Origin of the sequence: Paenibacillus sp. FSL R7-0312 (assembly GCF_038004445.1) — a bacterium.
Taxonomy (GTDB): Bacteria; Bacillota; Bacilli; order Paenibacillales; family Paenibacillaceae; genus Paenibacillus_AQ.
The window spans coordinates 7,118,747-7,143,669 of sequence record NZ_JBBORE010000001.1; the positions used below are offsets into that span (position 1 = coordinate 7,118,747).

The 24,923-nt window shown below is 54.9% G+C and carries 19 protein-coding genes; 2 read left to right on the plus strand and 17 right to left on the minus strand.

From position 1 onward, the window contains the following. The first annotated feature begins 170 nt into the window (after positions 1-170). Complete coding sequence (locus tag MKX70_RS30785) at positions 171-1,376, plus strand: ROK family protein (RefSeq protein WP_042233915.1); 1,206 nt, start codon at positions 171-173, stop codon at positions 1,374-1,376. 155 nt (positions 1,377-1,531) lie between these two features. On the opposite strand, the gene MKX70_RS30790 is transcribed toward MKX70_RS30785, so the two are convergent. The 17 genes from MKX70_RS30790 to MKX70_RS30870 all read right to left on the minus strand — a co-directional run bounded on the left by MKX70_RS30790 (position 1,532) and on the right by MKX70_RS30870 (position 23,176). Next, entirely contained in the window at positions 1,532-2,044 is a 513-nt protein-coding gene (locus MKX70_RS30790) for a GNAT family N-acetyltransferase (RefSeq protein WP_340790236.1), read from the minus strand. Positions 2,045-2,712: 668 nt separating this feature from the next. Continuing rightward, positions 2,713-5,799, minus strand: a complete 3,087-nt coding sequence (locus tag MKX70_RS30795) for a glycosyl hydrolase (protein WP_340841483.1) — start codon at positions 5,797-5,799, stop codon at positions 2,713-2,715. Between the two features lie 9 nt (positions 5,800-5,808). Continuing rightward, a complete protein-coding gene (locus MKX70_RS30800) occupies positions 5,809-6,810 on the minus strand; it encodes a glycoside hydrolase family 130 protein (RefSeq protein WP_042233911.1) in 1,002 nt (333 codons plus the stop codon). 50 nt (positions 6,811-6,860) lie between these two features. Next, positions 6,861-7,697 carry a carbohydrate ABC transporter permease gene (locus tag MKX70_RS30805; protein ID WP_052416103.1) on the minus strand — a complete coding sequence of 279 codons (837 nt, stop codon included), beginning with the start codon at positions 7,695-7,697 and terminating at the stop codon, positions 6,861-6,863. Between the two features lie 13 nt (positions 7,698-7,710). Beyond that, positions 7,711-8,613: a carbohydrate ABC transporter permease gene (locus MKX70_RS30810; protein ID WP_042233907.1), complete on the minus strand. Its 903-nt coding sequence runs from the start codon at positions 8,611-8,613 to the stop codon at positions 7,711-7,713. A 107-nt stretch (positions 8,614-8,720) separates the two neighbouring features. Next, a complete protein-coding gene (locus MKX70_RS30815) occupies positions 8,721-10,103 on the minus strand; it encodes an ABC transporter substrate-binding protein (RefSeq protein ID WP_042233905.1) in 1,383 nt (460 codons plus the stop codon). 195 nt (positions 10,104-10,298) lie between these two features. Next, the gene (locus tag MKX70_RS30820) at positions 10,299-11,942 is read right to left on the minus strand and encodes a response regulator (protein ID WP_340841484.1); all 1,644 of its coding nucleotides are present in this window, start codon (positions 11,940-11,942) and stop codon (positions 10,299-10,301) included. A 2-nt stretch (positions 11,943-11,944) separates the two neighbouring features. Next, positions 11,945-13,753 carry a cache domain-containing sensor histidine kinase gene (locus tag MKX70_RS30825; RefSeq protein ID WP_340841485.1) on the minus strand — a complete coding sequence of 603 codons (1,809 nt, stop codon included), beginning with the start codon at positions 13,751-13,753 and terminating at the stop codon, positions 11,945-11,947. 37 nt (positions 13,754-13,790) lie between these two features. Then, positions 13,791-13,946: a hypothetical protein gene (locus MKX70_RS30830; protein WP_156123015.1), complete on the minus strand. Its 156-nt coding sequence runs from the start codon at positions 13,944-13,946 to the stop codon at positions 13,791-13,793. Further along, complete coding sequence (locus MKX70_RS30835; RefSeq protein WP_340841486.1) at positions 13,912-14,049, minus strand: hypothetical protein; 138 nt, start codon at positions 14,047-14,049, stop codon at positions 13,912-13,914. The genes MKX70_RS30830 and MKX70_RS30835 overlap by 35 nt, the downstream gene beginning before the upstream one ends. Before the next feature lie 969 nt (positions 14,050-15,018). Continuing rightward, positions 15,019-16,020 carry an SGNH/GDSL hydrolase family protein gene (locus MKX70_RS30840; RefSeq protein ID WP_042233899.1) on the minus strand — a complete coding sequence of 334 codons (1,002 nt, stop codon included), beginning with the start codon at positions 16,018-16,020 and terminating at the stop codon, positions 15,019-15,021. Beyond that, on the minus strand, positions 16,017-17,432 hold the full coding sequence (locus MKX70_RS30845) for an FAD-dependent oxidoreductase (RefSeq protein WP_340789332.1): 1,416 nt from the start codon (positions 17,430-17,432) through the stop codon (positions 16,017-16,019). The genes MKX70_RS30840 and MKX70_RS30845 overlap by 4 nt, the downstream gene beginning before the upstream one ends. 28 nt (positions 17,433-17,460) lie before the next feature. Then, positions 17,461-18,471 (minus strand): glycoside hydrolase family 130 protein, encoded by a 1,011-nt coding sequence (locus MKX70_RS30850; protein WP_340789334.1) that lies wholly within the window; start codon positions 18,469-18,471, stop codon positions 17,461-17,463. A gap of 36 nt (positions 18,472-18,507) precedes the next feature. Next, on the minus strand, positions 18,508-19,407 hold the full coding sequence (locus MKX70_RS30855) for a carbohydrate ABC transporter permease (protein WP_340789335.1): 900 nt from the start codon (positions 19,405-19,407) through the stop codon (positions 18,508-18,510). Positions 19,408-19,420: 13 nt separating this feature from the next. Further along, positions 19,421-20,320 carry a carbohydrate ABC transporter permease gene (locus tag MKX70_RS30860; RefSeq protein ID WP_340789337.1) on the minus strand — a complete coding sequence of 300 codons (900 nt, stop codon included), beginning with the start codon at positions 20,318-20,320 and terminating at the stop codon, positions 19,421-19,423. Between the two features lie 69 nt (positions 20,321-20,389). Next, entirely contained in the window at positions 20,390-21,808 is a 1,419-nt protein-coding gene (locus MKX70_RS30865) for an ABC transporter substrate-binding protein (RefSeq protein ID WP_340789339.1), read from the minus strand. A gap of 132 nt (positions 21,809-21,940) precedes the next feature. Next, positions 21,941-23,176: a glycoside hydrolase family 130 protein gene (locus tag MKX70_RS30870; RefSeq protein WP_340789341.1), complete on the minus strand. Its 1,236-nt coding sequence runs from the start codon at positions 23,174-23,176 to the stop codon at positions 21,941-21,943. A gap of 231 nt (positions 23,177-23,407) precedes the next feature. On the opposite strand from MKX70_RS30870, the gene MKX70_RS30875 reads away from it, so the two are divergent. Continuing rightward, positions 23,408-24,913, plus strand: a complete 1,506-nt coding sequence (locus MKX70_RS30875) for an FAD-dependent oxidoreductase (RefSeq protein ID WP_340789343.1) — start codon at positions 23,408-23,410, stop codon at positions 24,911-24,913. Positions 24,914-24,923 lie beyond the last annotated feature (10 nt).

The window sequence follows — 24,923 nt, forward strand, 5'->3', positions numbered from 1 at the left end:
TGCCCGCTACTGCGGCTGAACCGTCCCCGCCACCAAGCAGGAACACCACCCTTATATCCTCACCTTCTTCTCATCTTGGGCTAGTTGCGGGCACCCTACCTTTTGTGTCATTGTTGAAGTAAGTGTAGTCTATTCACAGGTCTAGTACATTCATAAGGAGAGAACCGTCTTTGCTGCTTATTCATGAAGTTATCGCCAATCCCAAAGCCAGAGAAATCTATTTCACCATAAGAAAACACGGTACCGTCTCCAAACATACTCTGCTGGACGAAAGCGGACTGACCATAAGCACGTTAACACGAATACTGGACGAATTGCTGTCTATGAAGCTGCTGATGGAAGTCGGCTTCGGCGAATCTACCGGGGGCCGCCGTCCTATCCTCTATGAGACCAACCCGGCCTATGCCTATCTGCTGGGGCTGGAGATCTCCCGGACCCACGCTAAGCTCGTATTGATGGACTTTCATCTGCAGCTGCTCGGCGAATATACTTGGAATATGGATACCGCCCTTACCCCGGAGCACCTGATGGAATCCCTTCATGAAGAGGCGCGGCGTCTTCTGGCCTCAGCCTCCCTTGACTTTAGCCGGGTCGCCGGACTTGGCATCGGTGCCGTCGGTCCGCTGGACCGCAAAGCCGGAGTGATTCTGAATCCGGCACGGTTCGCAGCCCCGGGCTGGTCGCAGGTACCTATTAAGGAGGAGCTGGAGCAGCGGCTGGGTGTGCCGGTATATCTGGATAATGGAGCCAACACGGCCCTGCTCGGCGAATACTGGGCCAGCAGCAACCGGATGCAGCATCATCTGCTCTACCTCCATGCCGGAATCGGCCTGCGCTCCGCCATCATGAATGATGGCCGGCTGCTCTATGGCATGATCGATACCGAGGGAGCTGTCGGGCAGATGATCATTGAAGGCTCCGGGTTGCCGCCGCATATTCCCGGCGGCAACGCCGGTGCGTGGGAGAGCTATGTGTCCATCCACACCCTGGAGAGACAGGCGCGCGAAGCGTGGCGGCTGGGCAGCAGCGAGTTGCTCCGAGGCTGGGCAGAGAGTGCGGAGCAGCTGGAGTTCGCTCATTTAATAGAAGCACTTCATGCCCGCGACCCTGTGGTTGTCCGGTTATTTCATGAGATGGCCGTCTACTGCGGCATCGGGCTGGCAAATCTGATTAATATCCTCCACCCCGAGGAAGTCATCCTCGGCGGCCCGCTATTCCTCGCGGCAGAGGATTTCTATCAGGAGGCAACCCGGATCGCCCTTGAGCGGACCTATTACCGCGAGCAGTATAACGTCCGCTTTACCCGCAGCAGACTCGGTGAACGCTCCGTGGCAACGGGCGCATGCGCCATGGTGCTGCAAGAGCTGACGAACTAGGGGAACAGGTGAAAATAAAGTCTTAGACTGCCGCTGTTGTCGTTCAACTAACACTTCCCGTTAGTTGAACGGATGCTTTGCCATGAGTAGTAAAACTTTCATAATAGCATTTAAAGGCATATTACATTATCAATTGTTTTCACTGTGTATAATGCTTATTTGGTTCGCTCTACAGAATACAGAAGAAATTCCATATCTATATTCCTAAAATTCTTAGTATCTTTATCAATAATATTCATACCATTTCGAACAGCAACTTTTTGAGAGGCTATGTTTGTGTCCCTAATAATAGAATAAACCCTATTTGCATTAAGAACTGAGAAAGCGTATTCCTTGCAAGCAATGGCCGCTTCTGTTGCGTAACCTTTGTGCCAATACGCTTTTTGAAACAAAAATCCTATTTCCAAAATTTCTTTTTCTCTCCAGCCTTGCATTGTCAAGCCACATTGACCAATCATTTCGTTTGTTTTTTTTAATACAACTGCCCAAAGTCCAAAACCATATTCTTCATATCTTTTAAGATGTCTGTTAAGCCAATTTTGTGCTTCTTCTAAGTTGAATGCACTTTCATAAGCAGCACACATTACTTCCTCATCACACAATATTCCGCACAATGCATCATAATCGGACTGCACCATTTCTCTAATTAAAAGACGTTTTGTTTCTATAAAAAATCTCCCACCTTTCTATTCTATCAATAGCCTTTCAACAATTTCATTCCTGCCCGTGAGCTTAATCAAGCATTGTCAGTCTAATACTTTATTTTCTTTTGACATCGGTAATCACACTTACGCATCGATTATCACTCTAACACACCGATTATACTCTAGCACGCCGCTCATTACTCTTGCACACGACAATCACTCCTAACGGTGCATCAGGGTAATTTCGGGGTGGGGCTTATCGGGTACGATTATTCTCAGTGAGTGCTGGCGCCCTGTGGAATGCCGATGTTCGCAGAGTGCTTGCGGGCTCAACAAACCAGTCGGCCTGCCCGCCGGTGACGCGGACTGAGATTCCGTTATTCGGGCAGATCAGGCAGATTTGCCGGCTAAGCGGACTCAGATTCCGTTAAGTGAGCGAATTCACCTGTTTCGTGGCCCGAATCTGCAAGATAAGCGATTCTCTGCAGTCCGCTTCAGCCTCATATAGAGGTTTTTTGGAGATATAGCGTCCTCTCAGTCCGCTCAGCTATTAAGGTATGGAACTTTAGTAGCACACAGCAAATCTAATCTATTGGAGCTAGATCTTATCTTCTTAACAAAAACACCTCAGGATTCCGCTTAACAGGGAGTCCAGAGGTGTTTCACTTTGTTGATTTTGTTGCCTGCTGCCCTTAGCCCCGGAGCACAGGTGCCGAAGATAATCCGAAGCGGACAAAGCCATACCGGTCCTGATAGACATGCGTGTCAGGCTCCAGGTCTTTGTCGGTCCAGCCGGGCTTATCCTTGAAGCTGTCCGGACCTACCTTGTAGACCTCACCTTTGATATGATGATGCGGTCCGAGCAGATTGCGGCAGCTGCCGGTCAGTTCCAGCCGTATCCGGTTCTCTCCTGCATGCAGCAGCCCCGAAATACCAGCGGTATACGGCTCCCACAGGAATCTCCGCACCTCTGTACCGTTGATGAACAGCCGGGACACAATGGTGTCCGGAGGCGAGTAGAAGGACCAGCTTGCCGGAAGTGCTGTGCCTTCATTAATACGAACGTTCTGCTCAAGCGTGAGGATGCCGGCAAAGAACGGGAAGCCCTGCTGGACCAGATCACCGGTTGTTACGGATTCGGGCAGTCGTGTCAGCTTGAAAGGTCCTTCCGTGAACACGGCACGCCGCTCTCCATACGTATACGGCGCAGCAGATTCTACGCCAAAAGCGCCAACGATATATATACTCTCAAACTCCTGATCAATTGTCAGATTATTGCCCTCCGCTTCAAACTGCTTCGCCTTCTCAAGCTTGGCAAGCAGCTCACCGCTGGGACTGAACCGGGTACTCAATTGCAGAATATTCTCTCCAGCAACCACCTTTCCGGCGATGGGCAGGGTGCGGAAGGAGATATCCCGCCACCAGCCGCAATCCGCCGAAGAGAGCGGCTGTCCGTTCAGCATCAGTTCCATATCTTCAGGCTGCTCCAGAGCCAGATACAGCTCCTGCACCTCCAGCAGACTGGAATCCGCCTGGAAGCGGAACTGCAGCTCAACGGCAGCTGCCCGGCCATACGCCAGCAGCTGCTCCTGAATGAAGATAACCGGCTGCTGAGCGGACCACTCACCGCCATCCAGCCGCATACGGGCGGTATCCAGCGTCAGACTGTTCAGGTCAGCGGCAGCAACTATCCATTCCGGGCCAAGCTCCAGTACTACAGCTGCTTCTCTATTCTCCGCTACCTCCCGGCTTTCTGCCGCTCCCATACTCTCCGCTGTCTCCCTGGCCTCATCCGCATCACCGTACTCCTCCACCTTCAGCAGCAGGGAATGCGCAGCATAGAGCGGCAAGGCAACCCGCATACCTTGTGCAGAAGCCTCGCTATCCAGTTCAGTGATGCTCCCGGTTTCCGGGTCGATCAGGGATACCCGGCCCCGCTGGCGCAGCTCGATGTTCACATTGCCGCAGCCTTCCGTCCCGGAATTGACTATATAATAGACCACCGAATCTTCCAGATTTACCGACCGTACATTCAGCGTATCGGATGCAAGCTTCCTGCCTGCCTCACCGGTAATCTGCACGAAGGGTGCCGAGACCGCTGTTACCGCGCTGCACAGTGCTTCCGAATTCCATTCCGGCTGGACCGCATGCTGCAGCAGCCATTCCAGTTGCATGCTGTCCTCTCCGCTCACGAGTGCCGAAGCAGATCCACAGGCAACCAGATGACCACCCTGCTCAACGAACTCCTCCAGCAGCGCTACCGTTACCCGGTCCAGCGTCAGGCTCGGCGGAATAATTACAGTGCGGTACGCCGCCTCCCCGACGATAAACCGTCCTTCACTTACGCGGCCATGGCGGGCAATTATGCTCTCACTGCCGTAATCATGTTCGATAAGTTCCTGGCAGAGCCAGCGGGTCAGCCGTGCAAAAGCCTCATGATAAGGCACAATCGCCGAAGTGCTCTCTCCGCATTGGGCCAGCCACGCGGACCTTACCGGGTGAAGCAGCAGCACCTCCGCGCGGCCCGTTCCTTCCGCCAGAATCATCGCCAGCCGGGCGAAATAATCATTGAAGCCCCGGTAATCCTTCCACCACGGCTGCTGATAGAACAGGGAGGGCGGATAATCACGCTTGCGCAGCCCCCGGAGCGAATAGCCCTGCAGATGCTGGCAGAGAAAATTGATACCGTGGACGAACTGCCACTCCCCGATCCGCTTCAGATCCTGAAGGCTGACATTCCAGCCGGAGCAGCCGAAGCTCTCGGTAATCGTCCGCTTCTTCCCGGTCTGGCGGGCCGCCGAGCTGACCTGCTTCGGAACCAGCGGCTCCTCCCCGACGAACCGGCCCAGCCAGTCACAGCCGGGAATCTGCAAATATTCGTAGAAGGCCATCGGATCGCCGACGGAAGTAACCTGATGCATCAGCTCCTGCTCGTCGACCACATGACCCGTGGCCGCCCAGCCCTTAGCGGCGCAGAAATCGCCGATCTGCTTAGCATAGGCTTCGGTGAACATGGCAGTCACCGTGCTCCAGTAATCATAACGGGCTTTGTTTGAGCTGCTCTGGGGGAAGAACAGCGCGGGCAGAATCTCCTGCACAGCATATCCGCTCCGCGAGGCGAATGCCTCTTCCAGCTCGAAGGACCACGGCAGCCTGCCTCTGGCGAATTGCGGCTCATCCGTGAATATGCCCGGCAGGGCAGCGCCTTCCGCCTCGAACTGGCCGAATGCCTCCCAATACCGTTCGTAGGCGGCTGTAATGAACTCACCTACCGCCAGCTTGCTTAGTGTATCGGTATAATACGGATTCACCTCATAATACATGGCGAGATCCGCAGTACCGCGATCTTCCGGCGGCAGCAGACGATATTCGCCCGAAGCTGCTTCTAGCGAATAGCAGGCAATTGCCCTTTCCACCGGATAACGGAACGGCGGCTTCTCCCAGGCCAGCATCTTCTGCTGATAGGCAATGCCTTTGGCCGGAACCTCACCGTCCGCGAAGCCGCTGGGCCAGCCGTTCTCGTCGTAGAACCAGGCGTTCATGCCCAGCTCCCGGCTCTTCACAATCGAGAGGCGGATCGCCTCCATCCAGGCTTCGCCCATGTACGGGGTCTGTAGTCCCCCGCGGGCGTGCATGAAGAACCCGCCGATCCCGGCTGCATGCATCTCTTCGATCTGCCGCTCCAGCTCAGCCGGCTCCAGCTTATCATTCCAGGACCAGAACGGCGCAGACCGGTATTCTGCCGGAGGTCTGGGCAGCTTCTCCCATAGCTTGCTCATCGCCCGTCCTTAGCCCTTCAGGCAGTAGCTGATCAGATCGTCCACATGAGCCGTAGCCAGGCATTCAATCGTATCCGCAGAGCCGTAGTAGATTTTGACCTCACCGTTATCCTCAAGAATCATCCCGCCCGGAAAAATAACATGATTGCGGAAGCCCCCGTCAATCTCATAATCCGTCTCCGGCGCCAGCAGCGGCTGCCTGGCCATCCCAATAATTTTACGCGGATCTTCCAGATCCAGCAGCATGATGCCTGCCGTATAACGTTTCTTCCAGGTAGGCTCCCAGCCGTGTTTGCCTCTCGCCGGGTCAATATCCACCGCATGGAAGGTGGTCAGCCAGCCCTTGTCCGTTCTGACCGGAGGTGCAGCGGGACCAACCTTGTCATTGGCGAACGGCACCTGCTCGACAGCGAGCAGCAGGCTGGAATTCCCCCAATACCTTAGATCCGGTGACTCGGAGATCCAGGCATCGAAGCGGTCCTGCCCCCCGCGGCTGTATACGGTGAAGGGACGCTCCAGCCGGACATAATGGCCGCCGATTTTCTCGGGGAACAGCACCATATTGCGCAAATCCGGTGTGGATAGGCTGAGCACCTCGAAATGCTCCAGATCATCGGTAACGGCTATCCCGCCGCGGATGCCATGCTTCGTATCGACGGCAAAGCACATATAGCAGCGTCCGCCGATCACCGTAAGGCGCGGGTCGTAGGCGCGGATAATCTCTTCGTCATGCATTTTGAATACCGGCTTCGGGCCGGCTGTCCAGGTCAATCCGTCATCACTGTAAGCAATGCCAAGATCGGTCGTGTGATGCGGCTCAATCGTCTGTTTGTCCAGCGAGCCGTAATCGTTGCGGAAGATCATCACATATTTGCCGTTAAATTTCGTTACACCAGCATTGAATACCAGTGCGGTAGGGTAAGGGACCTTGGATGCATCCAGCACCGGATTACCCGGATAGCGCTGAATGAACGGGGCGGATTGCAGAATAGCAGGAACCTGTAAAGTCATGGGGTATACCTCCTTGAATATAGTTAAGCTCATGCAGCATCAGCAGGGATCTACCCTTTGAGGGAACCCGCCGTCATCTGCATAAAGGACTTGTTGGCAAACAGATAGGCAATGAGAATCGGCAGGATGGATAAGCAGGCGCCTGCCATCATGTAGTGGGTCTGGGAAGCCGCAGATATCCCGTATTTCAGGTTCGCCAGGCCGACAGTCAGCGTCTGCAGCTCCGGCTTGGTCATGGTGAACACCAGCGGCAGCAGATATTCATTCCACGCGCCCCGGAAGGTGAATAAGGCGCCTACGCCGAGTCCCGGCCCCAGCAGCGGGAGAATAATTCTCCAAAAGGTACGGCCCAGGGAGCTGCCGTCAATCAGCGCGGCTTCATCCAGCTCTCTGGGAATCCCCTTCATGAAGCTGAGCAGAATGAAGAAGATGGAAGCATGCGCGGAGATCAGGATTAGAATGACCCCCCAGAGGCTGCTGTGCAGATGAAGCTTGACCATCAGATCGAATTGCGGACGCAGCACTACCGCCCCCACGGCAACGAACATGGTGAAGGACTGCAGGCCGATATATATTTTTTTGCCGAAAAAGTCCATCCGGTCCACCACATAAGCAGCCATGGATGAGACCAGCAGTGTGCCGGCCACCGCCGACAGGGAGATGATCAGGCTGTTCAGGGTGTACCTGGAGAAGTTCGCCTGTTCCCAGGCTTCGGAATAGTTGGAGACATGCCAGCTGCTTGGCAGGAAGGTCGCTCCGGTGGTCAGCTCGGCATTCGTCTTGAAGGAGCCCAGTAGCGTAATCACGACCGGAATCAGGGTTATAAAAGCAAAAGCCAGCAAAAATATCCAGAGCACAGTGTTGCCCAGTATGGTTCTTATTCTCATCTCACGTCTCTCCTCAATCGGTCTGATTCATTCGTCTGGATGCATAGAAATAAATGAGTGAAATCATCCCTACGATTAGCGCGGACACGAAGGCGACCGCACTGCCATATCCGAACTCCTGCACCTGAACCGCCGCACTGCCTCCGCCGACAGGGAAGAATAATTTGTATAAGTACAGGAACATCACCTCAGTCTTGCCTACCGGACCGCCTTCGGTCAGGACCATAATACTCTCGTAGCCCTTCAAGGCTGTAATAATTGCCAGCATAATAACCATCTGCATGACCGGACCCAGCATCGGCAGCGTTACATAGCGGAATTGCTGGATTCTGCCTGCCCCATCCAGGGAAGAGGCCTCATACACATCCTCAGGAATATTCTGCAGACCGGCGAGGAAGAGCAGCATATAATTCCCGACCGCCCCCCACGCTGCAACGAGAATGACGGTGAGCATCGCATACTTCGGCCCCAGCCAGTCAACGCCGGTGTCCGACAGATTGAACTTGATCAGGAACTGATTCAGAATTCCGTTATAGGAGTTGAATATGGTGAAGAAGACTACGGCCATAACAGCTGTACTGATGACGGTCGGCATGAAAAAAATCCCCCGCAGCAGCTGTCTGCCCCGCAGCCCGCGGTTCAGGATGGCGGCCAGCAGCAGAGCCAGCGGAATGGTGATCAGCAGCTTGCCTCCTGCGTAGATGAACGTATTCACAACCGAATCCCAGAACTGGGTATCCTTCAGGATGCGGCTGAAGTTGTCCAGCCCGGTAAACCGTGCGGTTCCATAACCTTTATAGTCATAGAACATGTAGCGGAACGCCCAGGCAATCGGGTAGATTCCGAGCACAAGTGTCAGAAAGGCACTTGGAAAGATAAAGCTGTATGAGAATAAGGCATTTTTTGTTTTATTCATAGGGTCTCTCCCGGCTCCTTTCCCTTGCGGTCAGGGCAGCGGGGATGGAGAAGGCTTCTTCCCCCATCCCCGCTGCCCTGACCTGTATCTGTATGCTAAACCGCTGATTATTTGGCGAACTTGCCGCCCAGGCTGGCCGGATCGAAGCTGGCATCGGGCTCAGCTTTTACACCATCATTCTTAATTGCGCTATCCAGCGCAGCATTGTAACGTTTGTTGAGGTCAGCGATGATTGCTTGCAGGTCGCCGCCGTTGAGCATGTACTTGAAAAAGGCGTCATCCGATTTCATGCCCTCGGGAGCAACCGCCGGATAGACCGGCCATACCCCGTCATACTTGTTCGGCAGGAACCCTTCAATACCGCTTACATCTGGCGTTTTGGCTACCGAGCTAACCGATGGAACCATGGAGATACCGAAGCCTTTTTCCTGATAATCCGTCAGCACCTGATCTTCATACATGAACTGCATGAACTTCCATGCCGCTTCCTTATTCTCCGATTTGGAGCTTAGACCCAGCCATTGGCCGCCGAGGAAGCCGGAAGCGCCCTTCACATTGCCGTCGATCGTAGGAGCCGGTGCTGCTGCCCAGTCAATTTTGGCCGGGAACTGATTCTTGTAGACGCCCGGCTCAGAGGAGTAGGACAGATACATCCCGATCTTGCCTTCTGCAAACTGTGCCCGCAGCGGATCGATATCCAGGGATTCTACGCCCGGAAGCATGCTGCCGTCATCCTTAATCTGCTTGAACGCGTTGATAATAGGCTCGAAGCCGCTGAAGTCGTACCGTGCTGTCTTGAAGTCATACCCGAAGCCGCCGAAGCCGCTCAACTCCGCAATCACCCGCGCCGAACGCCCGAACGCACTGCCGGGACTCTTGAAATTCTGTGCAAAGCCGTAAGCCCCGTCCGCCTTGCCCGCTTCCGTCAGCTTCTTGGCTGTATCCACCAGCTCCTGAAGTGTAGTTGGAGGATGCTCAATGCCTGCTTTGGCGAACAGGTCCTTGTTGTACACCAGACGCATCGTCGTTCCGTAGTTCGGCAGACTGTAACGTTTACCGTCGAATTCGTTCAGATCCGGCATAGCCGGGAACTTCGCCTTCAGCTCATCGGTGAGGAATTCATCAATAGGAGCGAGGAAGCCCTTTTTGTAGAACGTCTGGATGGTATTCTCCTTCACCCGGATCACATCCGGCGCATCCGAGGTCTGGAAGGACAGATCCAGCGCCGTGTCGAAGTCGTCGCCCTTAACGACCAGTTCCACCTCAATTCCGTCAGTGTTGGTTTCGTTGAACTCGGCAACCTTCTCCTTCACAAAATCGGCATCATGGCGGTCGCCCGTCCAGTAGCTGATTTTAGTCTTTTCCCCTGAACCTGAACCGCCTGTTCCAGCATCTCCTGTGCCTTCTGCTGCATTGTTGCCGTTGCCGCAGGCTGCCAGGCCAAGTGCCATAACCAGGCTTAAAGATGTCATAAGCATACGCTTCATCATTGGTAGTGCCCCCTTATTTATCGCTGCTGAATTTAACTTACAACCTGATTATAGATGGGGTAACGCTTACACATAAGGCGGGTAAGCCCACATTGAGGGCAGGTTTTTGCGGGAGTTGCTGAAGTGGCTGAAGCTGCCCTGTACACAAAAGGGAGCGAATCTCCGTTATGGCGGAAATCCCTCCCTTGTTCCTGTTTATTCTTTTCCCAGGTAATGCAGTTTAAACTCCGACGGGGTCATGCCCGTGTACTTCTTGAACACCTCACTGAAGTAACGCCTGTGCTCATAACCAAGATCGAGGGCAATCTCCTGCACCTGCAGGCCGTCAATCAGCATCGCCTTGGCCTTCTCCATCTTCTCATGCATCACATACTGCTGGAACGAAACCCCTTGCACCTTCTTGAACAGGTTGGAAAAATAGCCCTGGCTGAGGCTGATCTGCTTCGCAACCTGCTCCAGCGACAGACTGGTATCCAAATGCTCCCGGATATATGCCTTGGCCTGTTGAATAATCCGCGTGGATTCTACAGATCGCGCTTCTTCCACCAGGGAGCAAGCCGCCCGGCACAGGTGATCAAGCAAGCCTCGGATATCCTGCAAGGACGGATGCATGCGGTTCCTCATAACTTCAATGCTCCGTTCCAGCGGCTCTACCTGCTCATACGGGAACTGCTCCAGCATAACGCGGCAGATCCGGAAGCTCAGCTCATAGCCCACGCTTTCAACATAACGCGGCTCGGGCAGCAGCTCATTGTCCAGCAGCTCTGTGAACAGCTGATCCAGCACCTGCAGGCTTTTGCCGCTATTCCCGGAACGCAGGGCAAACAGCAGCTCCTGCTCGGCGGCTGCGGAATAGCTGTGAAGTGCGAGCGGCTTATTCTCGATATCGCCGTAGTTGTATACACCGTTGCCGCCGGTATAGAAATGATACCCCAGCGCGCTGAGCGCCTGCCCGTACGCCGTTGCCAGTTCATGAATCGAAGATACGCCCAGCCCCATGCCGACCGAAAGCGTATTACGTGAGAATTGGCTTACGTTCATGCAGCAGGCTTCCGTGATCCGCGCAGCGGTGTCCGGGTCCGATCCGTTGATAATGCAGACATAGCGGTCTGTGGCCTCACGGATAATCACCCCGCGGGTCCAGGCGGAAATCGTCTCCTCGAGAATATTATGCAGGCTGAACCGCAGCAGCTCGATCTCCTGCACAGGCTGCCCCATAAGCTTCTCCGCAAAATGATCAATCTCGGCGACAAACACGAAGAAATCATGCTGCGCAAGGGGGATGTCCAGATACGCCCATCTGGACCGGGCATCTGCCTCCGTCGTCTGATGATGCAGCAGGAAGGTCAGATATTCCTGGCGCAGTATGGGCATGCTTTCTTTGATTTTGGATTCCATTACCGCAAGTTTGGCTGTCTTCTGCCGCTCCTGCCGGCACAGCTCCTTCGCCTTCAGCACCACATTCACAATCTCATCCAGAGAAAAAGGCTTCTTCACGAAATCAAGTGCACCCAGCCGGATCGCTTCCTGGGCATAGGTGAACTCGGAATAGGCACTAAGAATAATAATCTTGCAGTCCGGCAGAAAATCCAGTATCGCCCGGGTCATCTGCAGCCCATCCATTCTCGGCATGCGGATATCGGTCAGCACAATATCGGGCCGGGTCTCGCGGATCATCCGCAGCCCCTCCTCTCCGTCCAGCGCGGTGCCGGAGACCTCAATACCATGCTCCTGCCAGCCCGGCTTACGGGAGATCATCTCCACTACACTTCTGATATCGTCGATAATACACAGCTTGAACCTCTCCGGCTCCTGCCCCCGCTCCAGCTCCTGTTCCATCTTTATCTCTCCTCCCCTAGCGGAATCCACAGATCCGTCCGTGACCCCTTGCCCGGTGCTCCGTCTATTTCCATGCGGGCGTCAGCCCCGTAATACAGCGCCAGCCGGTGCCTGATGTTGAACAGGGCATAGCCTTTTTTGGACAAGGGTGCAGTGTTCATGCCCTGCTTCACGCTCGCAGCATCCAGCCCCCGTCCATTGTCCGCAAGGGAAATATGCAGCATGCCCTGCTCCCTGCCCACCGTAATGTCAATTCTTCCTCCCCCGGACCGGTCGCTGAAGCCGTGCTGGATGCTGTTCTCCACAACCGGCTGCAGCACGATCTTCGGAATCTGGCAGGCCAGAAGCTGCTCATCCTCCACGCTCACGGTATATTCAAACAGATCTTCATAGCATTTCTGCTGAATCGCGAAATACTGCCGGACATGGGACAGCTCATCCTCCAGCGAAATCAGATCCTTGCCTCCGCTGAGGCCGATCTGGAACATCTGGGACAGCGCCAGAATCATCTCATTCACATCGTCGTTCTCGCCCATGACCGATTTGCAGTAGATCGTATTCAGCGTATTGTACAGAAAGTGCGGCTCCATCTGCGCCGTAAGCGCACGGATCTCCGCCTGCCGCTTGTCCTCCTCCTTGGATTTCACATCCACGATCAGCGCCTTGATCTCCGACATCATCCGGTTGAACTGGAAGCCTACCTGCGCGATCTCATCCTCGTACCTGCTCTCATACACTACGCTGAGCTGGTTCTCCTCCACTCTGCGCATCAGCCGCCGAAGTTTGAACAGCGGCTTCAGCAGGGCTGAAGTCAGCTGATTGGAGATCAGCCAGGTGGTCAGCAGAAAGACGGCGATTACATACAGCGTTGTACGCTGCACCCTCTGCAGCTTGCCCAGCAGCAGGTCCCGCGACTGCATGCCGGAGATGATCCAGTCCGGTGAGACTGCCGATCTTTTATAATTCACCAGATACTCCTTGCCGTCATAGCGGTAGGAGTGGTCCTGCGGATCAGCATCTTCCCCATTTGCCGCCAGCAACGGCTTCCAGGGGAACTTGCCGCCGAACGGCCAACGGGATTCTACCACCGCATCCCCTTCGCCGCTCAGCAGGTAATAATTCCGGCCAAGCGGCTCCCCGCCCTGATTCAGCAGGCCGTCAATCCGGCTCTCCTTGATGTTGACCACGATATACACATTGCTGATCGGTGTGTATGGATATTCATAGATTCCCCGGACCACGAATGAGATGACCCGCTGGTTGCCCGTGAACAGCCGGTCAAAATGCCCTTTGGCCCAGTAGCCGCCCGGCTGCTCCTTGCTGAGATCATATAATTCCGAGCCGTAGAACGAGTTATCCTGTGCGCGGATCTGCGTGGTGGAGTAGAAGTCGCCGATCGGTGTAACGATCAGCACGTTCTCGATAATCGGCTGATTGAACGTTGCCTGGGAGAGCACATATTGCAGATCCGACAGATGCACATAGTAATTCGACACATCATGGCTGAATACATCAATCATCATTTTCCGGTAGGCATCGCTCAGCATCAGGGACTGCACGGACAACGCTACATCGTTCAGCCGGGAATCGAGCAGCTGTGTGGTTTTGCTTACCGTCTCCTGGCTGCTGGCATAAGCATTATCCTCAATCTCCTGCGCGGCGGTCCAATACGAGAAGCTGCCCATCGCGCTAATTGATAGCGTTATCAAAACAATAAAAGAAAACAGAATCCTCTGCTTGATCGATATCCGGTAATACCTGCCTGCGAGCTGCCGCCAGACTTGCCCGCAATAGGCTATGAATATATGCATAGTTCCCCCTTCTTCAGTACTGGTCAGAAAACCGGAATCAGATCAGCCATTTCAGCAATTCTCCGGCAATCCGCTCATGTCCCTGCCTGTTCGGATGATTCACATAGGCTTCGAAGCTGCGGAAGGTATCGGATAGCCCGGTGCGATAACCCGGTGCCCTACTCTCCGGCCATCTCCCGGAGCTGCTCCGCATGCTGCACCAGAGCCTGCCAGCTTCCGTCCCTTGTACCATACGACCGGTCCCGGCCCGGCGTCAAGAGAATCCCCTTAATGTTCTGCACGAGCTCCTTGCTCAATCATATCCCTCCATGCGTCCCGCGCCGCCGCCAGTCCGGTGCTCCGGTCATTAAGCGCGTAGTCCAGGGCAGCCAGCCCGGGCCGGTGGCTGAGCACTTCGGGCATGATAGTATCGGATGACGTAACAATAGTGGTTACAGGCTTTGCCAAATTATACTTTTATACTTGTATCATCTTACTCAGCCCGCCGGAGAACCAAATCTCCATGAGAGTCGAATCAGCTGGAGCTTACCGATTATTCATTCTCTCAACTGAAACTTGTCGAGCGATGGCAGGTCATTAAACCAGCCTGCCCGCCTGCGAAGCGGACTGATATTCCGTTGTTCGGACAGATCAGGCAGATTTACCGGCTAAGCGGACTGAGTACCATTGCCTTAACAAGGAACAAAATCTATTCGATTTTTCCTATACATTTGGTCCAGTTACCTTCGTGATAGCTCCAACTTCTTTAGGGGGCTGTGGAGCTTGTGTTCGGTTTTTCGCATACATTTGGTCCGGTTACCTTCACAGTAGCTCAATGTGTTCGGTTTTTTGCATACATTTGGTCCGGTTACCTTCGTGATAGCACATTGTGTTCGGTTTTTCGCATACATTTGGTCCGCTTACCTTCACAGTAGCTCATTGTGTTCGGTTTTTCGCATACATTTGGTCCGGTTACCTTCGCAGTAGCTCAATGTATTCGGCTTTTCGCATACATTGGGCCCGGTTACCTTCCCAGAAGCACATTGTGTTCGGTTTTTCGCATTCACTGGCCACCTTTGGCCCGCTTACCAGGGGATTCAATGGGATTACGGATCTGCTCCTAATTCCAAGGGACTTATTGTCCACAATTGACAAATATCAGAATCCCCTATACAACAGGAAAGGCAGCAGTCCCCCTTAACCGGGAGGCTGCTGCCTTTTTATGGTTGTCTTTCACCTGCTGTTATACTCGCCCAATGAATCCGCTCAGGCGCTCCACCGCCGGGCTACAGCCGCCCACCCTGAAGCGCAGCCGCCAGCCTGTCGCCGAAACGGCTTCCCAGCAGCTCGTAGCCTTCGGCTCCCGGATGCAGGCCATCCGTCAGCAGGTCCCCATCTTCCGGGCCGAACCATTCCAGACCGTCCAGGTAATGCAGATGGCGGTCTCCACGCGACTGCAGCAGCTTCACCGTATCCTTAATCTCCCTGCGCATCAGCGGCAGGGTGAACCCGAGCTTGTTCTCCTTCGTCTCCCGCTCCTCCGTCCCGTAGATCGGAGAGATGACCGCCAGCGGCGTCTCCTTGTGCTTCTCACGGATGGTCTCCAGCATGCCGATCAGCAGCGGCTTGAACATCCGCGGACTGGAGGCTGCTGCACCGTATATATTGACTCCGACGCACAAGGTAATCAGTTCAGCCGGCAAATCGCGGATCAGCCGGCCCGCCATCGGCTCCATTAGGCAGTTGCCGGAGAAGCCAAGATTGGTAAGATGATAGCCGCATGCCCCGGCGGCAATTACCGGCCAGGTGCGCGAAGGGCTGGACGCTGCCACACACTGGGTGATGGAGCTTCCATACGTCACCCACCGCGGCCGGTTGTCCGGCAGCGGTTCAGCAGCAGCTTCATCTTCGATCTGCAGCCCGCTAAGCGTAATGCCGGTATTCTGCGGTAGATAGATTTCCAGCTCCTTTATTCCCGGCGGAAGCCCGGTGAACAAGGCTTCCGTGTCACCCGCAGCAAGCCGGAGCGTCTGGAGCAGCACGCTGCCGCTGAGACAGTCCAGTGCGGCAGCCTCCGCAAGCGGACTGAACGACAAGGCCAATGTCCGGGAGCCGGTGGCCAGCCGCAGCCGGATACCGGAGCAGATTTCCGCCTTGCCATCAATCCCGTCAGGCGGATACAACTCATAATCCCGGTAAGGAATACGCCAGGGCTTGATCACCTCCTCCCGGTGCTCCAGTGAAACTGCGCCGTGAAAGCATTCATCTGTCAGAGGAAGGCTCTTCAATGCCCTTCCCCCGCTTCCCTTGCTTCCCTGCTGTCCGCCGCTCCGGTGCCCGGAACGAAATCCTCCCCCAGCCACACATCCTGCTCCAGCAACCGCTGCTGCAGCTCAGGGATCGAGATGCTGCGGGAATCCGCGCCATCCCGGAGCGCCAGCGATGCTGCCGTCCCGCAGGCCTGGCCCATCGAGAAGCAGTTCGGCATCACCCGCAGGGAGCCCTGAACCGCCCGGTCCGAGGACACGGAGCGCCCGGCCACCCACAGATTCCGGATGCCTACAGGAAGCATGACCCTGTAGGGCACGCCGTGGGAGACTCCCGGCGGCAGATGATTGAAGGTCATATCACTTTTGCTGGTAGCCAGGTGGATATCGATGTAATAGGCATTGCGGGCGATATCATCCGGGAAGGATCGGGCCGCAATGAAGTCGTCCACGGTTAGCCTATAATCGCCCTGAATGCGCCGCGTCTCCCGGATGCCAAGCTGCTCACCGCTCGCCACCAGATGTGCCGCCCCGAAGCCCGGCACATACTTCCGGAAGAATTCCAGCTGCCGCAGCACGGTCCGGCGGCCTTCGATAGCTCCGCGCGTAAGCTCCTCGGCCTTCGTTCCGTCTACACCAAACACATGGCCGAAGTTGACACCCACCAGATAATCACTCACCCAGGCCAGGCCGGAAATGGACTTGCGGCCTTCCGGCAGCACCCCTTCAGCCATAGCCAGCTCAACCGTCCGGTGCAGCTGACTCGTATCCCCCGTTTCTTCCAGGAACCGGCTGAACTCCCTGCGGTCCACATTCGCCAGCAGATAACACATGCTGCCCGGCTGAAGCTCCCCTTCCTCGCCGCCTTTCTGAAAAGGAACGCCCGACAGGGCAGCGATGTCCCCGTCACCCGTACAGTCGATAATATACCGGCAGCGGATGAAGGACCGCCCCGATTTGTTGACAATAATCACGCCCTCGACACTCTGTCCATCCGGTGACAGCACAACATCATAGACAAAGGTATGGAACAGCGGAGTCACACCGCTCTCAAGAATGGCATCGTCATAGACGCGTTTAAGCACTTCAGGATCAATCGGCACCCAGTCCAGCAGACCGCTGTATTCCTTCTGATAGCCGGGCCCGCAGGCCTGCTTCATCCGCTCCATCAGCTTCAGGCCGAGGCCGCGGATAATCGGCTTGACCTTGTCCGTGTAAGGACAGAAGGCAGGTACAAGCGCTACAGTCCCCATGCCGCCCAGATAACCCCGCTGCTCTACGATCATGGTGCTTGCACCGCCTTCGGCAGCAGAGATGGAGGCGGCAATCCCTGCCGCTCCCCCGCCGATCACCAGCACATCCACCTCGCGGGAGACAGGCACATCTGCCACCTGTAGCGTTATATGTCCGTAATTCATATCTCCGTGATTCATAATCGCCCTCCTTGTAAAGCCGGTTTAGTTATTCAGTCCCCTTCTCCAGACATAGCCGGAGCAGGTCATCTACATGCGCAGTCGCCAGGCATTCCACCGTATCCGCAGCACCGTAATACATTTTGACCTCCCCGGAATCCTCCAGAATCATCCCGCCGGGAAAAATCACATCGTTGCGGAACCCGCCCGAGGTCTCATACCGCGCCTCCGGTGCCAGCAGCGGCGCTGCCGCCCGGCCGATAATCCGGCTGGGATCTTCAAGGTCAAGCAGCATAATCCCGGCGGTATAGCGCTTCTTCCAGCTGTCCTCCCAGCCGTTCTTCCCCCGGCTGCGGTCAAGATCGACAGCATGGAATGTGGTCAGCCAGCCTTTGTCCGTCTTGACCGGCGGGGCACCGGGCCCCACCTTGTCATTGGCATACGCCACATGCTCTACAGCCAGCAGCAGCTTGTGATTCCCCCAATACTTCAGGTCCGGGGAATCACTCATCCACATATCGAAGCGGTCCAGTCCGCCCCGGCTATACACCGGCAGCGGACGCTCCAGCCTAACGTATCTGCCGCCGATCTTCTCCGGGAACAGCACCATATTGCGGTTATCCGGCAGCGACAGGCTCAGCACCTCGAAGGAGCGGAAATCGTCCGTCACGGCGATCCCGCCGCGCAGGCCGTGAAGCGTATCGACCGCGAAGCACAGATAGCAGCGTTCGCCAATCACGGTCAGGCGCGGATCATACACCCGGACCACTTCCGCATCATGCCAGGACCAGCACGGCTCCGGCTGCACCTCCCAGCTTACTCCGTCATCGCTGAAGGCGAGTCCCAGATTCGTTGTATGGTGGGGAGCGACGATCCCCTTGCTCTCATCCCCGTAGTCATTGCGGAATACCATTACATATCTGCCCTTGAATTTCGTCACCCCGGCGTTGAATACCATAGCCGGCCCGTACGGGACATCCGCAGGCTTCAGAATGGGGTTAAGCGGATGCCGGACCATCACCGGACTTGAGGTAAGTGTTCCTATCGTCAGATCGTTCATTATGGAAGATTCTCCTTTGCATATACAAGATTAGAGCTACCCTTTCACCGAACCGGCTGTAACCTGGATGAAGGTCTTATTGGCCAGAATATACGCCAGCAGCATCGGCAGAATGGACAGGCAGGCCCCGGCCATCATCAGATGGATCTGCATCGCGGCCGAGGAGCCGTAGCGGAGATTCGCCAGCCCGACAGTCAGCGTCTGCAGCTTCGGATTGGTCATGGTGAATACCAGCGGCAGGATGTATTCGTTCCACGAATGGCGGAAGGCGAATAGTCCGGCAACACCCAGTCCTGGAGTCAGTAGTGGCAGGATGATACGGAAAAAGGTACGGATGAAGCCGGAGCCATCGACCATAGCCGCTTCATCCAGTTCCCGGGGGATCGCTTTGAAGAAGCCCTGCAGCATGAAAAAGGTGCTGGAATGGGCGCTCACCAGAATCAGAATAACCCCCCACAGCGTGGTATTCAGATGCAGGGCAACCATCAGATCGAACTGCGGGCGCAGCACAATCGCACCCACCGAAATAAACATCATGGACGCCTGCACCGTCACATAGATCCGTTTACCGGGGAAATTACGCCGGTCCACCACATAGGCGGCCATCGAGGCTACCAGCAGCGTCCCCACTGTAACCATTACACTCATAAAAGCACTGTTCCAGGTATAGCGGGCAAAATTAGCCTGTTTCCAGGCTTCCGCATAGTTGGCGAATTGCAGCTTCGCCGGAAGCAGGCTCCCGCCGGTCATCATTTCCGCCCCGGTTTTCAGCGAGCCGGTCAGTGTCATCAGCAGCGGAAATAAGGTCAGGAGTGCTGTTGCCAGCAGGAACAGCCACATAAGCGTCCGGACCGCTATTCTTCCGGCATAGCCGGATGGCCGGGGCGCCGTCTGCGGCCGTCCCGTCGGCTGCTTGGCTATCACATGTTCGTTCATATCAATAAACCTCCTAATACACCTTGTTCATTTTGCGGCTGAAGTAGAAATACAGTCCGGTAACCGCGCCGACAATCACGGCGGATGCGAAGCCCACGGCACTGCCGTAGCCCAACTGCTGCGCTACCGGTGAACCGGTGGATACAGGGAATAGCAGCTTATACAGATAGAGGTACATCACTTCGGTTTTGCCGATCGGTCCGCCTTCTGTAATGACCATGATGCTCTCATAGCCCTTCAGGGAAGCGATAATCGCCAGCATAATGACCATCTGGGCAACCGGAGCCAGCATCGGAAGCGTAATATTCCAGAAGCGTCTTCCGGCGTTCGCCCCGTCAATGGCCGCGCTCTCGTACAGATCCTGCGGAATGCTCTGCAGCCCGGCGAGGAAGAGCAGCATATAGTTGCCGACCGCACCCCAGACCGCCACGATGATAACCGTCAGCATTGCATGCTTCGGACCAAGCCAGTCAATCGGCTGTGAGACCAGATGCAGCTTCATCAGAACCGTGTTAACCATCCCGTTATAGGAATTGAAGATGTTATAAAAAACAACGGAGATCACCGCCGTACTGATCACGGTCGGCATGAAATAGATGCCCCGGAGCAGACTCACCCCGCGCAGTTTGCCATTAAGAATGACAGCCAGCAGCAGGGACAGCGGCAGGGTCAGCAGCAGCTTGCCTCCGGCAAAGACGAAGGTATTGCGGACCGATTCCCAGAACAGGCCGTCCCGGAGCAGCCGGCGGAAATTGTCCAGGCCTACGAACAGCGCCTCACCGTACCCGGCATAATCATAGAACATATAACGCAGCATCCAGAATAAAGGATAGATGCCAAGGGTAATCGTCAGAATAATGCTCGGCGCAAGGAACAGGGAGTTCTCCCCAAGCCTTCTCCATTTGTAAATCATGCGTTGTCCTCCTTCGGGGAAAGCAAAGGGGCTGCGCCGGCAATCCCGTACAAGCCCCTTCCTAACCTGTTATTCTCCCTGCGGTTTCAGCGGATCAAAGGCAGGGTCCGGCGTAACGGTAACCTCACCCTTCTCTAACGCTTTGGTCAAGGCGGTATTATATCTTGTGTTCAAATCTTCAGTGATGGCCTTGGCATCTCCGCCTGCAAGGATATATTTGAAGAAAGCATCCGCATAGGTAGAGCCCTCCGGAGTAACGCTTGGCACTGCAGGCCAGAGAGAGTCATGCTCGCCGACCAGGAACCCCTCCATGCCGTTAATTTCCGGGTTTTTGGCCTGTTCTACAATGGTTGGCACTACGGCAATCCCGAAGCCCTTCTCATGATACGTCTTCAGAATATCGTCACCGTACATGTATTGCATGAATTTCCAGGCAGCCTCCTGATGCGCTGATTTGGCACTGATGCCGAGCCAGGTACCGGCGGACACGATTTCAGAGGTTCCTTTAATCTGGCCATCCAGTGTCGGAGCCAGGGCACCCGCCCAGTTGATTTCAGTCGGGAACTGGTCCTGATACACCCCCGGCTCTGTCGAGAAGGAGAGATACATCCCGATTTTTCCTGCCGCAAATTGGGCGCGCAGCGGGTCGATGTCCAGCGTCTCTGCACCTGGCAGAATGCTGCCGTCTTCATACATCTGCTTGAAGTACTCGATGGTCTGGGAGTAAGGTGCGAAATCAAACTGGCCTGTCTTCAGGTCAAAGCCGAGTCCCTGATAGCCGCTCAAGGAGAGAATCTCCCGGATCGAACGGTCAAAAGCCGACTTCGGACTTTTGAAGTTCAGCGCGAAGCCATACACACCTTCTCCTTTGCCCTGCTCGGTAATTTTCTTGGCATCATCGACCATTTCCTGCAGCGATACAGGCGGATTCGCGATGCCCGCTTTGGTAAACAGATCCTTGTTATAGATCAGGCGCAGAGTGAGGCCGGTATTCGCTAAGGAGTAGACTTTGCCGTCAATCCGGTTGACATTGTCAATAATTATGCTGCCGAATTTGGTTTTCATGTCATCGGTAAGATAAGCGTCAATCGGTGCCAGATATCCTTTTTTGACAAATTCAGCTGTATTGCCGCTCTTGAGGCGGAGCAGATCCGGTGCCTGATTGCTGGTAAAAGCAATATCGACGCTCTGCGCGTAGTTCTCGGACATCACCGTCAGCTCCACCTGGATATTCTCGCCGTTGGTCTCATTGAACTTGTTGATCAGCTCTTTGATATATTCCTGGTCATGACGGTCGTCCGTCCAGTATTTAAGCTGTACAGGCTCGCTTGCGGCAGAGTTGCCGCCAGCAGCGGCTGTTGCCGCGGGAGCTGCCGTGCCTGCATCAGGTGCTTCAGTTGCCGCACCCTTGTTGTTGTTCCCGCCGCAGCCGGCGATTCCGGCGGCCAGCATGAGGCTCAAGCTGAGACCCAACCATTTTTTCTGCATACATTCTACCCCTTTGATTAACATTTGTATTGTGAGCTCGTTCTCATTATAAGCCCCCTCCCCCGCAAAAGGAGTGCGGCAGACTCACTCTCTAGGGACAGAAATCTATGGTTCTTAGCTGCTGAAGCTTCCTTATCCGGTCAGGTTCCCGTTCTCATCGTAGTTCCGGATATACGCCAGCAACTCTGCAAAATTAACCCACGATATCCCCACCTTCTGATCTGCCGCGCCATAAGACATGATTAAATCATCGCCCACGACAATGCCTCCGGTCGTAAACAGGCAGGGTGTCGGGTAATCCTCCGGCATTTCCCAATCCCGCTCTGCATACATCAAACGGTCGGAGCAGCGGTGAATAACAGCCGGGACATCATTGTCCTGCTCCCTGAGGATCATGAAGGATTGCGTATACCCGAACTGGACATTTTTCTTCGCGTGATAAGGCACCAGCCATTCTCCGTTCCCCAGGTCTACCGGCGGCCAGCTTGCGCCCACACGATCTTCCTCCCAGTCAAAGACCGGGGAAGCCAGCAGGCTGTGCACCGCTTTGGGCGAGGCCAAATCCGCTATGGCTTCCGCTGCCGCCAGATAAATCGAGGGCTTACCCGCCTTCTCTCCCCCTTCAAAGGGAAGGACATTCATCGGCCGATGCAGCATAAGATATTGCATTTTACCGGCAATCCTCATTTTCCGGGGAAATAAGAACACATCACGGTTATCGCTGACATGTCCCTCGGTGAGCGGACCTACATACTGAAAAGCGCTTTCATATTCACCCTGCTTCAGCTTATCCAGATTCAGCTTGTAGAGCACACTGACTGTGTCATTAGCCCGGGTCGATTGAATGAACGGGTCTGCCTCATCTCCGGCAAAGATCCAATCCGGAACATATTCAAACCGCGTCTGTACCGGAGGCTGCTGGCTGCTGAGCCAATAAGGGCCAGGGGGAAACGGCCGGCAGGCCACCGTGACGTATAACTCCTCTTCGATATAAAAGATACGCGGGTCCTCCACACAGCCGTTGGCATAATTCCGCACTTCATTACCGTAAATATCCGTGATATACAGCTCGTGCTCCTCATACCCCAGTGCAGGCGCCAGAGCGGGTCTTGTAAAGTCAGCCTCCCAGGTTTCTCCCGCATCCTTGCTGCTCGCATAACCCAGAAAAATCGGATAGGGATCATGACAGCCCTCTCTTCTTTTGTGCCGCCATGGCCCGGTGGCCCGGAATAGCATATGGATTTCATCAGAATCAGGGTCTTGAATAATAGCCGGATTCAACACCATTTTATCCGCCCAGTCACAGCCTGGTACAGGCTCAAGAGCCGGTTTGTCCAAATAGCGGAATTTCGGTTTCTTCGGTTTCATAGTTTCATAGTTCCTCCTGTTATACATCATGGAATAAGAGCTTTTGCCGTTTTTCAGGAATCACCTTATCATACGAAATCCCTGATTTCAAAAGCCTTTTGCTCTAAAAACAGCTTCCGGACCAAAACAGTAAGATCCGTCAAATCAAAAAGGAAGATCCATCATTCCCGCCTGGCCGGCCAGCGGTTATGATAATTTCTGCAGGTGAAAACAGGCATTAGGAGGGGAACTATGAACCGGGAACAAGTGTATGATATTGTCATTTACGGAGGAACCGCGGCAGGGATTACAGCTGCGGTCCAAGCCGCAAAAATGGGCAAAACCGTGGTGGTGATCGAGCAGGGGCAGCGCATTGGGGGCATGACCAGCGGAGGTCTGGGAGATACGGATATCGGGATGAAGCAGGCGGTCGGCGGCCTGTCCCTGGAGTTCTACCGGCGGGTAGCCCGGAAATATAATCAGGACGGGGCACGCTGGCTGTTCGAACCCAAAGTGGCGCTCGAAGTACTGCAGGACCTGGTGTCCGAACAACCTATCGAAGTTGTCTGCGGTGATAGGCTTGAGCTTCAGGACGGAGTGACCAGACAAGGCACGACAATAACCTCTATACGCATGGAATCAGGGAACATCTATAGGGGCAGAATGTTTATTGACGCTACGTATGAAGGCGATCTGATGGGCAAATCCGGCGTATCCTATACTGTCGGCCGGGAGCCGAATTCAGCTTACGGAGAGACGCTCAACGGTATTCAGCCCGGCGACGAGCTGAACGAGCTTCCATCCGGTATTGATCCCTATATCATTAAAGGAGTACCCTCAAGCGGTTTGCTCCCGCGTGTCAATGTTACCCGCGGCGGCGGCATCGGTGACGGTGACAACAAGCTTCAGGCCTATAACTTCCGCATGTGCCTGACGGACAACCCCGCCAACCGCCTGGAGATCGGGAAGCCTGAGGGATATAACGAGGCCGATTATGAAATTCTGTTCCGGGCCATTGAGCAGGGACAACGCTCCCGCTTCTTCAAGTTAAACCGGGTCACAGCAGAGAAGACGGATTCCAATAACAACAGCGGCATTTCAACGGATTACAATGGAATGAACCATAGCTATGCGGAGGCGGATTATCCGGCAAGAGAAGCCATGTGGGAGGCACACCGCATCTATCAGCAAGGTTATGTCTGGACCCTGCAGAATCATCCGCGGGTGCCGGAGGACATCCGGGCGGTCTACAAGCCGTGGGGGCTGCCGCTGGATGAATTCACGGACAGTGGCCACTGGACACCCCAATTGTATATCAGGGAATCCCGCAGAATGATCAGCGATTATGTGGTTACGGAGCATGATGTCAGATTGGACAAACAGGTGCCGGATTCCATCGGAATGGGCTCCTTCGCCATGGACTCGCACCACACCCAATATTATGTGAACGAAGACGGTCATGTAAGCACAGAGGGCGGATTCTATGTCAGACTGGCTGCGCCTTACCCGATAAGCTACCGGGCCGTTGTGCCGAAACGGACGGAGTGCACCAATCTGATCGTACCGGTATGTGTATCTGCTACTCATGCCGCCTACGGATCAATCCGGATGGAGCCCGTATTTATGATCCTTGGACAATCGGCTGCGGCTGCTGCCGCACTAGCGCTTGATGCAGACGGGATTGTTCAGAATGTACAGATGGAGAAGCTGCATTCGATCCTTCTTCAGGGGCATCAGGTTCTGTATACAGATGTCTAATCTGTGCATC